A 12,359-nucleotide genomic window follows, 5' to 3' on the forward strand; every position below is an offset into this window, starting at 1 on the left:
TGGTGCATTCCAGCTCGAAGACGACCGACGGAGCCTCGGGCGCGGGCTCTCGCACCACCACCCAACCCCCTGTACTCCTGGCCGTGTACACGCTCACAGCGCCCTCCTCGACGCTCCGCCTGTCCCGGACTTCGTCCGCTGCACCTTCTTCACCACGGGGACCGGGCGAACGTCCTCCGGCGGCGCTTCCCACTCGCGCCCGCCTTCCGGCCGCCGCAGGAACACCCGGCCGCCCTGCGCGTCCATGACGATCCCCACCCTGCCCCGCTTGGCGTCGAGCGCGAGCTCCCCGACCACCGGTAAGCCCGCCGGCCTCCGCATCCCTCTGACGGCTCTCCACTCCCTCACGGCGCGCCGGGGCCAGCTCTCCCCGCACACGGACAGTTGCCGAAGCCCCCGAATCCGGTGACCACTATCCTCGCCGACCGGCAGCTCTGCAAGTACATCTGCAAGAACACTTGCAATTGCACGCGGCGGCGGCTTGAGTGCTTGAAGGACACGCACAACCGGTTCCGGGTGAGGAAGAGACGACGTGCACGAGTGTGAGAACGGCATCCCGGCCACGGAACTCCACGGCGCGGTATGGAAGAAGAGTTCGTACAGCAACCCCAGCGGGAACTGCGTCGAACTCGCTCGGCTGCCGAGCGGGGAGATCGCCATGCGCAACTCCCGGGACCCGGCGGGACCTGCCCTGATCTACACCCGGGAGGAGATCGCCGTGTTCCTCCACGGCGCACGGAACGGTGACTTCGACGGACTGGCCGACGGCGGAATCTGAACCGTCGGAACGGCGGCGACCGCTGCGCCGCTGTACGCGGCGGCCCCGTCGATGGAACACTGAGCACTCACCTCAGCACTCAGGGGAGTCAGCATGACCGCCGCTCAGCAGAGCCGCGAGCCGTCGATAAGGCGCTATCTCGAGCAGCCGCGCGGCGGGCCCACCGCCCTGCGCATTGTGCTCGGCACCCAGCTGCGCAGGCTGCGGGAGGCCCGAGGCGTCAGCACGCAGGCGGCCGCGGAAGCCATTCGGGGCTCCCACGCGAAGATCAGCCGGCTCGAACTGGGCCGGGTGGGCTTCAAGGAGCGGGACGTGGGCGACCTGCTCACCCTCTACGGCGTCACCGACGCCGGAGAGCGGGAGGAGTTCCTGGCGCTCGCCCGCCAGGCCACCGCTCCCGGCTGGTGGCACCAGTACTCGGACATCCTGCCCAGCTGGTTCGAGACGCACATCGGCCTGGAAGAGGCCACCTCCGTCATCCGTACCTACGAGAGCCAGTTCATCCCCGGGCTGCTGCAGACCGAGGGGTACGCCCGGGCAGTGATCAAGCTCGGGCATCCGCACGGCACGGCCCGGGAGATCGAGCGCCGGGTCAGCCTGCGTCAGGCCCGGCAGGAGCTGCTGCGCCGCGAGGACCCGCCGCGCTTCTGGGCGGTGCTGGACGAGGCGTCGCTGCGCCGGCCGCTCGGCGGGCCGGAGGTGATGCGCGAGCAGGTCCGGCACCTCATCGAGATGAGCCGGATGCCGCATGTGACCGTCCAGGTGGCGCCGTTCAGTCTGGGCGGCGTCGCCGCGGCGGGCGGACCGGTGACGATTCTGCGGTTCCTGGAGCCGGATCTGCCGGACGTCGTCTATCTCGAACAGCTCACCAGCGCCCTCTATCTGGACAAGCAGGAGGACGTGGACAACTACCTCTCCGTCATGGACCGGCTCTGTGCCGAAGCCGAACCGCCGGCCGCCACCGTGCGGTTCCTGGAGAGCATCCTCACCGAGCTCGGGTGAGGAGCCGTGGCCCGGTGAGGTCGCCGGGCCACGGACGCAGACGCGCCGCGGGGGCGCCCGTCACCCTCAGGGACGGGCGCCCCCGCGGCGCGGGGTGCGGAACGAGCCGTCAGTGCTTGAAGGCGTCCTTGGCCTTCTCCGTTGCCTGCCGCGCGTCGCCCTTCGACTGCTCGGCACGGCCCTCGGCCTCCAACTGTTCGTTGCCGAGTGCCCGTCCGGCGACCTCCTTGGCCTTGCCCTCGGCCTGTTCGGTCTTCGCCTTCGCCTTGTTTCCGGTGCTCATGGTGACGTACTCCCTGGTCATCGGTTTCTTCGGCTGACGGTCCGTGTGCCCGACGGATTCCGGGACAAACAGCGTGTCCCCCGATCGGCGGGGCGCGGCTCCCCGCGGACCACCGCGCCGCGCACCGATCCGGCACAGGTCCGGAATCAGGTCTGACAGGCGGAATGTAATTCGACTTTCACTGAAACTGCCCCGCCGTGGCCTCAACTGACGTAGAACCGTTCATCCATGGCTGATTGAGCAAAAAACTGAGCAGTGGGGGGCCGCTGATGACTCGGATGGATGGGGCGGAGACTGCGAGACGCCGGTCCGGCACGCGCGGGGAGGCGGGTGAAGGGCGGTCGGAGAGCTCCGGGCCGGACGGCGGCTCCGACTCCGGCCCCGGCTCCGGGCCGAGACCGTCGGGCCGGGAGAAGAGACCGTCGGGGCCGGAGATGCGGCGCGGGCGGCGTACCCGGCGTGTGCTGTGGGGGGCGCTCGCGCTGCTGTGCGCCGGCGTGCTGATGGTGGGCGGGGCAGGCTGGTGGACCGTGGCGCACTACACCGGACGCGTGCACCGCGTCCCGCACGCCTTCCCCGCCGACGTGCCCGCCGGCGAGCAGCCCGCGGCCGGCCGGAACGGGCAGAACTTCCTGCTCGTCGGGGTCGATTCGCGTTCGGCGCTGCCCACCACCGGGACCGGAGCCGAGGCTCCGTCTTGGCGGCCGGGGGCGCAGCGCAGTGACACGATGATGCTGGTGCACCTGCCCGCCGACCACTCCAAGGGGTACGTCGTCTCCCTGCCCCGGGACTCCTGGGTGCAGGTCCCCGGTCACGGGAAGGCGAAGCTGAACGCGGCGTTCTCCTGGGGCGGACCACCGCTGCTGATCGAGTCGGTGCAGCGCCTCACCCGGGTGCGGGTCGACCACCTCGCGGTGATCGACTGGAGCGGTTTCCGGAAGCTCACCGACGCGGTGGGCGGTGTCGAACTGGCCGTCGGCGACGGGGCGCCCGAGCGGATGAACGGCGAGCAGGCCCTGGCGTACGTCCGGGAACGCCACCGGCTGGCGCGCGGCGACCTGGACCGGACGCACCGCCAGCAGAACTTCCTGCGCGCGGTGTTGTCCAAGACGCTGTCCGGCGACCGGCTCCGGCATCCGACACAGGCCAAGCGGCTGCTGGACACCCTGACCGAGAGCGTGAGCGTCGACGACCGGCTCTCCGACGGCGATCTGCGGGCGCTGCTCTGGGATGCGCGGAACATCCGCCCCGCGGACCTGAGGTTCCTGAACGCCCCCGTCGCGCGCACCGGCACGATCAAGGGGCAGTCCGTGGTCCTGCTCGACGGCCGGGACTCCGCCGCGCTGTGGAAGGCGTTGCGCGGCGGCACCATGGACCGGTATGTGGCGGGCCATCCGGGCGATCGTCTGGGGCCCGTGGTGCGCTGACGCCTCGGTGGGACCGGGGCTGCGCGGTTCCGTGGCGGCCGGACCGGAACGCCGCGGGCAGGGGCGGTGCGGACCTGCTCCCCCGCCCGCCTCCGGTGCTCCGCACGGAGGTTGGGCCGGACCCGGGCGCCGGGGCGGCTCCGGAGGTGCGGGACGTGGGCACGCGGCGTGTCCGGGGACGGCGCACGCGTGGACCCCGCCGACCCGGGGCAGGCGAGACGTGGCCGGTTGGCGCCGGACCGGCGGTGCGGTCCGGCGCCAACCGGCCGCCCGTCAGTCCGTCTGCTCCTCGCTGCGGTCGCCGCCCCAGAGGGTGTGGAAGCTGCCCTCCCGGTCCGTCCGCCGGTAGGTGTGGGCACCGAAGTAGTCGCGCTGGCCCTGGGTCAGTGCGGCGGGGAGCCGGTCCGCGCGCAGGGCGTCGTAGTAGGCGAGGGCCGCGGAGAAGCCGGGGGTGGGCACCCCGTGGCCCACGGCGGTGGCCACCACGGTGCGCCAGGCCTCCTGGGCGTTCCCGATCTCCTCGGCGAACTCCTTGTCGGCCAGCAGGGTCGGCAGCTGCGGGTCCGCGGCGAAGGCGGCCCGGATCCGGTCGAGGAACGCCGCCCGGATGATGCAGCCACCGCGCCAGATCGCGGCCACGGCGCCCTGGTCGATGCTCCAGCCGTATTCCCGGCCCGCAGCGCTGATCATGTTCCAGCCCTGGGCGTAGGACACGACCTTCGAGGCGTACAGCGCCTGTTCGACCTGGGCGGCGAAGCGCTCGGCGTCGTCCGCGCCCATCGGCTGCCCCGCCGGGCCGCGCAGCGCATGGGCGGCCCGGCGCAGGTCGGCGTGGCCGGACACCGAGCGGGCGAAGACCGCCTCGGCGATACCGGAGACCGGAACGCCGAGGTCGAGGGCGGTCTGGACGGTCCAGCGGCCGGTGCCCTTCTGCTCGGCGCGGTCGGCGACCACGTCCACGAACGGCTTGCCGGTGGCGGGATCGGTGTGGGCGAGGACCTCGGCGGTGATCTCGATGAGGTAGGAGTCGAGCCGGCCGGTGTTCCAGGTGCGGAAGGTCTCGGCGATCCGCGCCGGTTCGTATCCGGCGACGCGGCGCAGCAGATCGTAGGCCTCGGCGATGAGCTGCATGTCGGCGTACTCGATGCCGTTGTGCACCATCTTCACGAAGTGTCCGGCTCCGTCCGGACCGATGTGGGTGCAGCAGGGGGAGCCGTCGTCGGCCTTGGCGGCGATGTCCTCCAGCAGCGGGCCGAGCGCGGCGTACGACTCGGTGGAGCCGCCGGGCATGATGCTGGGGCCGTTGAGGGCGCCCTCCTCGCCACCGGAGATGCCGGTGCCGACGAAGTGGATGCCCCGGTCGCGCAGGGCGGCTTCGCGGCGGCGGGTGTCCTCGAAGTGGGCGTTGCCGCCGTCAATGATCATGTCGCCGGCTTCGAGGAGGGGCGCGAACTCGTCGATCACGGCATCCGTCGGACCGCCCGCCTTGACCATGATGACCAGCCGGCGGGGCCGCTCCAGCGAGGCGACGAAGCTCTCGGCGGTCTCGGACGGCAGGAAGGTCCCCTCGTGGCCGAACTCCTCGACGAGGGACCGGGTCCGGGCCGGGGTGCGGTTGTGGACGGCGACGGTGTGGCCGTGCCGTGCGAAGTTCCGGGCCAGGTTGCGGCCCATCACCGCGAGTCCGGTGACGCCGATCTGTGCCAACGTGTCCATGCTCAACTCCAGAAGTGGTGGCGGAGCGTCCACGGTCGTCCGCCGTGGCCTCCGCTCGGGGACGTGCTCCGAAGCCCGATTGCTGCAGCGCCTCGCCCACATTCTGGCCGAAGGGCGCAGCCGCCGTTCGGACTGTGGATACGCAGGCGTGGGGTCCGGCGCTCAATCCGTTCGGAGACCGGCCGCGCGGGGCGGCTCGATGGGGTGTGCGGCGCTGCCCGAGCGCCGTAGTGGCAGGGTACGCGCCGGGTGCGTGGCCGGTGCGGGTACCACCTGGTGCCGCTCGGCCCCGCCGTGACACGCCCGGCTGCCGCTGTCCCCGCTCGGGGCAGTCCCGCCGGGGGTCGGGGCGGTTCGCGTGGCCGGTCGGTAGCGCCGGTGTCCGCTCCCGACGGGGGTGACGGTCAGGCGCGTTCGGACGGTCCGCTCTCGGGGACGATGTGCACCGCGGCCTCCTCGGCCGACGCCGCCGCTCCGTCGATGCCCATGTCGCTGGCGACCATGTCCTTCTCCTCGTCGGAGTGGGCGCCCTCGTCCGGCGCGACCAGCCGTCCGGCGCGCCGGTCGCCGACCTCGTCGTCCCACAACTCGCCGTCGCCGCCCGGCAGATCCCCGATCCCGTCGCCCTCGGGCTCCGTCACGTCGGGCATTTCGTGGGCCAGCCGCTCCTCCAGTGGCTCGCCCCGGTGCTGCTCCCCCGCCGTGGTGCCCCGGCTCTCCACCGCCCACGGGCTCTCCGGGGGCGAGTACCCCTCGTCCAGAACCTCGCGCACCCCGCGGTCGTCGAGCGTGTCCTCCGGCTCCAGCAGACCCGCGTCGTCCTGGACCTCGGATCCGTCCGGTTGATAGACCTCGTCGCCCATCATGTTCTCGCTCATCGTTCCGGCCTCGCTGATGTGTGAGCGGCGCGGCCAGTCGTGTCGGACCGCACGGTCACGACGCCTGTCGGTCCCCCGCATCCAGCATCGCGCAGACCGCGCCGCGGGTCCACACGGGTCGGACGGGGCGCGGACCGCGGGGACGGCGCGGTCTCTGCCCACCCGGAGGGCGAGGTCCCCGGCTCAGCCGCCCAGGACCTCGGCGAGGTCGTAGCGGACCGGCTCCTCGAGCTGGGCGTAGGTGCACTCCCGCGGTTCGCGGTCCGGCCGCCAGCGACGGAACTGGGCGGTGTGCCGGAAGCGGTCGCCCTGCATGTGGTCGTAGGCCACCTCGACCACCCGTTCGGGGCGCAGCGGTACCCAGGAGAGGTCCTTCGTCCCGGTCCAGCGGCTGGGCGCACCGGGCATCCGGCTGTCGGCGTGGGCCTCCTCGCTGACCCAGTCCGCCCAGGGGTGCCCGTCGAGCGAGGGCATGCGCAGCGGCTCCAGCTCGGTCATCAGCTCTTCCCGGCGCCGCATGGGGAACGAGGCGCACACGCCCACGTGCTGGAGCCGGCCCCGGTCGTCGTGGAGTCCGAGGAGGAGTGAGCCGACGACGGGGCCGGACTTGTGCAGCCGGTAGCCGGCCACCACGCAGTCGGCCGTCCGCTCGTGCTTGATTTTGGCCATGACGCGCTCCCCGGGGCGGTAGCCGAGCGCGGGGTCCTTGGCGATGACGCCGTCGAGGCCCGCTCCTTCGTACTGCTGGAACCACCGCTCGGCGAGGGCGATGTCATACGTGGCGGGAGCGGTGAAGACCGGGTCCGCCGCGGTGCGGAGCGCAGCGGTCAGCGCCTCCCTGCGCTCCCGCAGCGGAGTGTCCATGAGGGAGGCGTCCCCCAGGGCAAGCAGGTCGAAGGCGACGAACCCGGCGGGGGTGGTCTCGGCGAGGAGCCGTACCCGGGAGTCGGCGGGGTGGATGCGCTCCAGGAGGGCGTCGAAGTCGAGACGGCCCCCGCGGGCGACCACGATCTCACCGTCGGTGACGCAGCGCGGCGGCAGCCGGTCGCGGAGCGCGGTGACCAGCTCCGGGAAGTAGCGGGTGAGCGGCTTGCCCGAGCGGCTGCCGATCTCGACCTCGTCGCCGTCCCGGAAAACGATGGCCCGGAAGCCGTCCCACTTCGCCTCGTAGTGCATGCCGGGCGGGATCTTCGCCACCGATTTGGCGAGCATCGGCTTCACGGGCGGCATCACCGGGAGGTCCATGATCCCGATTGTGGGCCCGGCCGGGGCGGCCCGCCCGCCGGGAGGCGGCCCGGCGGGCCGCGGCCTAGCGTGGCCCCTATGGGAGAGTCGGTGGAGCTCAACGTGGCCGGACGGCCGGTCCGGCTGTCCAATCCCGGCAAGGTGTACTTCCCCGAGCGGGGGTTCACCAAGCTCGACCTCGCCCGCTACTACATGGCGGTCGGCGACGGTGTGCTGCGCGCGCTGCGGGACCGGCCGACGACGCTGGAGCGCTACCCGGACGGGGTAGCGGGGGAATCGTTCTTCCAGAAGCGGGCCCCCAAGAATCTCCCGGAGTGGATCCCGACCGGCCGGATCTCGTTCCCCAGCGGTCGCCACGCGGACGAGATCTGCCCCACCGAGCCCGCCGCCGTGGTGTGGGCGGCGAACCTCGGCTGTCTGACCTTCCATCCGTGGCCGGTCCGCCGGGCGGACACCGAGCACCCCGACGAGCTGCGGATCGACCTCGACCCGCAGCCCGGGACGGACTACGAGGACGCGGTGCGGGCGGCCCTGGAGCTGCGGGAGGTGCTGCAGGGGCTGGGGCTGCGCGGCTGGCCGAAGACCTCGGGCGGCCGGGGCCTGCACGTGTTCGTGCCGATCGAGCCGGAATGGACCTTCACCCAGGTCCGGCGGGCGGCCATCGCGGTCGCGCGGGAGCTGGAGCGCCGTGCGCCGGAGCGCATCACCACCAAGTGGTGGAAGGAGGAGCGCGGCGAAAAGGTGTTCGTGGACTACAACCAGACGGCGCGGGACCGGACCATCGCCGGTGCCTACTCCGTGCGTCCGCATCCGCATGCGCCGGTGTCGGCGCCCCTGCGGTGGGACGAGGTGCCCGACGCCCGGCCGCGGGACTTCGACCTGGCCACCATGCCGGTGCGCTACGCCGATCTGGGCGACGTCCACGCGGACATGGAGCGGCACGCGTTCCGGCTCGAATCGCTGCTGGAGCTGGCCGCCCGGGACGAGCGGGACCACGGCCTCGGTGACCTGCCGTATCCGCCGGAGCATCCGAAGGCGGCCGGCGAACCGAAGCGGGTGCAGCCCAGCCGCGCCAAGCACTGAGGCGCCGGCCCGGGCCGGAGGCACTGGGGCGGTGCGGTGACGGCGACGGGCGCGGCACGGAGCACCGCGTGCGCGCGGTGACGGGCGGCGGGTGGAGAGGGGCGGACCGTGGACCCGGTGACGGCACTGGAGACCATCGCGTTCCTGCTGGAGCGCGAGCAGGCCCCCACGTACCGGGTGCGGGCCTTCCGTACCGCGGCTGCGGTGCTGGCCGAGCTGCCGCCGGAGGAGGTCGAACGGCGGGCGGCCGCGGGCACCCTGGAGTCGCTGAAGGGGCTCGGCCCCAAGACCGCGCAGGTGGTACGGGAAGCGCTGCGGGGCACGGAGCCCGCGTACCTCGAACGGCTGCGGTCCGAGGCCGGATCGGGGCGGACACCGGGCGGTGAGGACCTGCTGGCGGCGCTGCGCGGGGACTGCCACACCCACTCCGACTGGTCGGACGGCGGCAGCCCGATCGAGGTGATGGCGCGGACGGCGGCGGCGCTCGGGCACGAGTGGGCCGCCCTGACGGACCACTCACCGCGGCTGACGGTGGCAGGCGGGCTGTCCGCGGACCGACTGCGCGAGCAACTGGACGTGGTCGCCCGGGTCGACGCGGCACTGACGCCCTTCCGTCTGCTGACCGGCATCGAGTGCGACATCCTCCTCGACGGTTCGCTGGACCAGGAGGAGGAGTTGCTGGACCGGCTGGACGTGGTCGTGGCCTCGGTCCACTCGAAGCTGCGGATGGGACGGGCGGAGATGACGCGGCGCATGGTGCGGGCCGTCCGGAGTCCGCTGGTCGACGTGCTGGGACACTGCACGGGGCGGCTGTTGACGGGGCGTGGCCGGCCGGAGTCCACGTTCGACGCCGACGAGGTGTTCGCGGCCTGTGCCGAGGCGGGTACGGCCGTGGAGATCAACTGTCGGCCGGAGCGGCTGGATCCGCCGCGCCGGCTGCTGCGCCGGGCCGTGGCGGCGGGCGTCTTCTTCGCGATCGACACCGACGCCCACGCGCCGGGCCAGCTCGACTGGCAGATCAACGGGTGCGCCCGGGCGGAGGAGTGCCGGGTGCCGGCCGAGCGGGTCATCAACACCTGGACGGCGCCCCAGTTGCTGGACTGGACCCGCAACCGGACTGCGCCTTCCGGGTGAGTCACCGGTCCGCCCCCGCCTCCGTCGGGTGGTGCGTGCCACTGCTCCGGTCGACGGCGTTCGGGACCCTCCGTGCCGAGGAGGGGAACTCGGCGGATACGCCGGCCGGGTGAGGAGCACGGTCGTGGGACGCGGCACTGTGGGGCCCGGCCGGCGGGACTACGGCACCCGGGTGACCGGCCCGGGCCGGACCGGCCGACGCGAGCGGGGTGTTGACGAGTCCGCGGCCGTTTCTCCCGTTGCCGGGCCCGTCGGGTGGTGCAAACCTGGATGAACTTCATCTCGGGACGGTCTGCGCCGACCCGCAGCAGGAGGCAGCCTTGCTCGCTCTCATGCACGGGATCGGCACCTTCGCCGTCCGCTTCCGCTACGCCGTGGTGGCCGTCTGGATCGCCGCGGCGGCGGTGTGTGTCGTCGTGTTCCCGTCGCTGGCCTCGGTGGCCAACCCGGACAACAGCTCCTTCCTCCCCTCCGACACCGGCACCTCGCAGGCCCTGCGGCTCGCGGCCCCCTTCGTACCGCCCGGCCAGTCCAGCGCCACGCTCGTCGGAGCCACCTCCCAGGGCACGCTCGACGCGTCCGACCAGTCGGCGTTCCGGGAGCTCCAGACCAAGGTGGCGGGCCTGCCGCACGTCACCTCGGTGAGCGACCAGGGCCTGTCGACGGACGGCAAGGCGCAGCGGGCCCTGGTGGTGGTGGACGTCGCCGCCGGCAGTCCGGAGGCGGGCGGGATCGTGGACGACATCCGGGGGGAGATCCACTCGTCCGACCCGGGCCCGGGCGTGACCGAGCATCTGACCGGGCAGCTCGCGGCCACCGTCGACAACCAGCGGGAGCAGGCCGACGCGCAGCGGCTGACGGAGATCCTGTCGAACGTCGTGATCCTGGTGATGCTGTACATCATCCTGCGGTCGGCGCTGGCGCCGCTGGTCACGCTGGCGCCCGCGGCGCTGGTGCTCACCATGGCGAGCCCGGTGATCGCGGAGGCGTCCGAGGCCGGTATCGACATCTCCTCCGTCACCCACCCCATGCTGACGGTGCTGCTGCTGGGGGCCGGTACGGACTACGGGCTCTTCCTGGTCCTGCGGATGCGCGAGGAGATGGAGAAGGGGGCCGCCCCACGGGACGCCGTCGTCAAGGCCGTGGAGCGGGTCGGCGAGTCCATCACCTTCTCCGCGGGGACGGTCATCGGGGCCCTGCTCTGTCTGATGCTGGCCTCGTTCGGCCTGTACGCGGGCCTCGGACCGGCCCTGGCCATCGGTGTGGCGCTGATGCTGCTGGCCGCGCTGACGCTGCTGCCCGCCCTGCTGGCCATCTCCGGCCGGGTCCTCTTCTGGCCGCGGAAGCTGCGGGCGCACGAACACGATCCGGACACCGGCTGGATGCGGGTCGTCGACCATGTGCTGACCCGTCCGAAGACCACCCTGGTGGTCGGGGTCCTGGTGTTCCTCGCCCTGGCCACGGGGGTGTTCAGCTATCAGTCCGACGGGTTCGGCGGCACCACCAACGGCCCCAGCGGCAGCGACTCCGCCGCGGGACAGGAGCAGTTGTCCGAGCACTATCCGCCCGCCGTGGTCTCCCCCACCTCCGTGCTCCTCAAGTACCCGGACTCGGTCTGGACCGATCTGGCCACCGTGCAGGACGCCGAGAACCGACTGGCGTCGGACACGTCGGAGTTCGCCTCGGTCAACGGGCTGTTCAATCCGAACGGCAAGGCTCTCTCCGTCCAGCAGCTGTCGACCCTGTACAGCGAGCTCGGCCCGCCCGGCAAGCTGCCCGCGACCCCGCCCGCGGGGACCCCGGTGTCGCCGGACCAGTACGCGGCGTACCGCGCGCTCTCCCAGTTCGTCAGCGGGGACGGCCGGACCGTGCAGTTCTACACCACGCTCACCGCGGGCTCGCCCGAATCGACCGCGGCCATCGACGCGGTGCCCGGCGTCCGGGACGCGGTGACCGAGGTGCAGAAGGCGACCGGGGCCACCGACTCGGGAGTGAACGGCCTCGCCCCCGCCTCGTACGACGTCAGCACGGTCTCGGACGACGACCTCGAGGAGATCGTGCCGATCGTGCTGGCGCTCATCGCCGTCCTGCTGGCGCTGGTGATGCGCAGCCTGATCGCGCCGCTGTACCTGGTGGTGAGCGTCGCGCTGTCCTACTTCGCGGCGCTGGGGCTCGCCGTCATCGTGTACATCGTGATCCCCGGTGCCTCCGGCATCGACTTCGTGCTGCCGTTCCTGATGTTCGTGTTCCTGATGGCGCTGGGCGAGGACTACAACATCCTGGTGATGAGCCGGATCCGGGAGGAGGCCCACCGGATGCCGCTGCGCCGGGCCGTCGCCCTGGCCATGCACGCCACCGGGACGACGGTGACCTCCGCCGGGCTCATCCTCGCCGCGACCTTCGGGGTGTCGGCGCTGACCGGGGCCACGGAGGAGATCAAGCAACTGGGCGGGTCGATCGCCATGGGCATTCTGCTGGACACGTTCCTGGTCCGGGTGCTGCTGGTGCCGGCCACCGTGATTCTGCTGGGCCGCTGGAACTGGTGGCCGTCCGCACTGTCACGGCGGCCCCGTACGGAGTCGGCGGAGACGGCCGGATGAGCCACGGCGCCGCCCGGTACGCCCCGGATGCGCAGCGCGGATCCGCCGGGCGCGCCGGCGCGCTCCCCGGGGCGCCGGGCGGCGCGGCATACGGGGCCGCACGGCCACATGCGTCCGGAGGTGGCGGTGCGCCGAGGGTGGCCGGTGCGCCCGGGCGTGCCGCGAGATCCATGGATCGCCGCTCTCGGGGCAGACGACGAGCAACGGAGGAGG

General features: G+C 72.5%; 11 protein-coding genes. 6 read left to right on the forward strand and 5 right to left on the reverse strand.

From position 1 onward, the window contains the following. Nucleotides 1-93: 93 nt before the first annotated feature. Nucleotides 94-297: a hypothetical protein gene (locus tag ACFYYR_RS06555; protein ID WP_388847615.1), complete on the reverse strand. Its 204-nt coding sequence runs from the start codon at nucleotides 295-297 to the stop codon at nucleotides 94-96. A 235-nt stretch (nucleotides 298-532) separates the two neighbouring features. Between ACFYYR_RS06555 and ACFYYR_RS06560 the strand changes: the two genes are divergently transcribed. Both ACFYYR_RS06560 and ACFYYR_RS06565 read left to right on the forward strand, forming a co-directional pair. After that, nucleotides 533-778 (forward strand): DUF397 domain-containing protein, encoded by a 246-nt coding sequence (locus ACFYYR_RS06560; RefSeq protein WP_388847617.1) that lies wholly within the window; start codon nucleotides 533-535, stop codon nucleotides 776-778. Between the two features lie 93 nt (nucleotides 779-871). Beyond that, the gene (locus tag ACFYYR_RS06565; protein WP_388847619.1) at nucleotides 872-1,780 is read left to right on the forward strand and encodes a helix-turn-helix domain-containing protein; all 909 of its coding nucleotides are present in this window, start codon (nucleotides 872-874) and stop codon (nucleotides 1,778-1,780) included. Nucleotides 1,781-1,889: 109 nt separating this feature from the next. Here ACFYYR_RS06565 and ACFYYR_RS06570 read toward each other — a convergent pair whose 3' ends face one another. Continuing rightward, nucleotides 1,890-2,063 (reverse strand): CsbD family protein, encoded by a 174-nt coding sequence (locus tag ACFYYR_RS06570; protein ID WP_388847621.1) that lies wholly within the window; start codon nucleotides 2,061-2,063, stop codon nucleotides 1,890-1,892. A 461-nt stretch (nucleotides 2,064-2,524) separates the two neighbouring features. Here ACFYYR_RS06570 and ACFYYR_RS06575 point away from each other — a divergent pair, with 461 nt between their 5' ends. Continuing rightward, nucleotides 2,525-3,490, forward strand: a complete 966-nt coding sequence (locus ACFYYR_RS06575; protein WP_388847623.1) for an LCP family protein — start codon at nucleotides 2,525-2,527, stop codon at nucleotides 3,488-3,490. A gap of 273 nt (nucleotides 3,491-3,763) precedes the next feature. On the opposite strand, the gene gndA is transcribed toward ACFYYR_RS06575, so the two are convergent. The 3 genes from gndA to ACFYYR_RS06590 all read right to left on the reverse strand — a co-directional run bounded on the left by gndA (nucleotide 3,764) and on the right by ACFYYR_RS06590 (nucleotide 7,329). After that, nucleotides 3,764-5,206 carry an NADP-dependent phosphogluconate dehydrogenase gene (gene gndA, locus ACFYYR_RS06580; protein WP_388847625.1) on the reverse strand — a complete coding sequence of 481 codons (1,443 nt, stop codon included), beginning with the start codon at nucleotides 5,204-5,206 and terminating at the stop codon, nucleotides 3,764-3,766. A gap of 404 nt (nucleotides 5,207-5,610) precedes the next feature. Beyond that, the gene (locus ACFYYR_RS06585) at nucleotides 5,611-6,084 is read right to left on the reverse strand and encodes a DUF5709 domain-containing protein (RefSeq protein WP_388847627.1); all 474 of its coding nucleotides are present in this window, start codon (nucleotides 6,082-6,084) and stop codon (nucleotides 5,611-5,613) included. A 183-nt stretch (nucleotides 6,085-6,267) separates the two neighbouring features. Next, on the reverse strand, nucleotides 6,268-7,329 hold the full coding sequence (locus ACFYYR_RS06590) for an ATP-dependent DNA ligase (protein ID WP_388847629.1): 1,062 nt from the start codon (nucleotides 7,327-7,329) through the stop codon (nucleotides 6,268-6,270). Between the two features lie 78 nt (nucleotides 7,330-7,407). Here ACFYYR_RS06590 and ligD point away from each other — a divergent pair, with 78 nt between their 5' ends. The 3 genes from ligD to ACFYYR_RS06605 all read left to right on the forward strand — a co-directional run bounded on the left by ligD (nucleotide 7,408) and on the right by ACFYYR_RS06605 (nucleotide 12,146). Then, nucleotides 7,408-8,412 carry a non-homologous end-joining DNA ligase gene (gene ligD / locus ACFYYR_RS06595; RefSeq protein WP_388847631.1) on the forward strand — a complete coding sequence of 335 codons (1,005 nt, stop codon included), beginning with the start codon at nucleotides 7,408-7,410 and terminating at the stop codon, nucleotides 8,410-8,412. 108 nt (nucleotides 8,413-8,520) lie between these two features. Beyond that, entirely contained in the window at nucleotides 8,521-9,546 is a 1,026-nt protein-coding gene (locus ACFYYR_RS06600; protein WP_388847633.1) for a PHP domain-containing protein, read from the forward strand. A 320-nt stretch (nucleotides 9,547-9,866) separates the two neighbouring features. Continuing rightward, nucleotides 9,867-12,146, forward strand: a complete 2,280-nt coding sequence (locus ACFYYR_RS06605; protein WP_388847635.1) for an MMPL family transporter — start codon at nucleotides 9,867-9,869, stop codon at nucleotides 12,144-12,146. Nucleotides 12,147-12,359 lie beyond the last annotated feature (213 nt).

Origin of the sequence: Streptomyces sp. NPDC001922 (assembly GCF_042891165.1) — a bacterium.
In the GTDB taxonomy this organism is placed as follows: domain Bacteria; phylum Actinomycetota; class Actinomycetes; order Streptomycetales; family Streptomycetaceae; genus Streptomyces.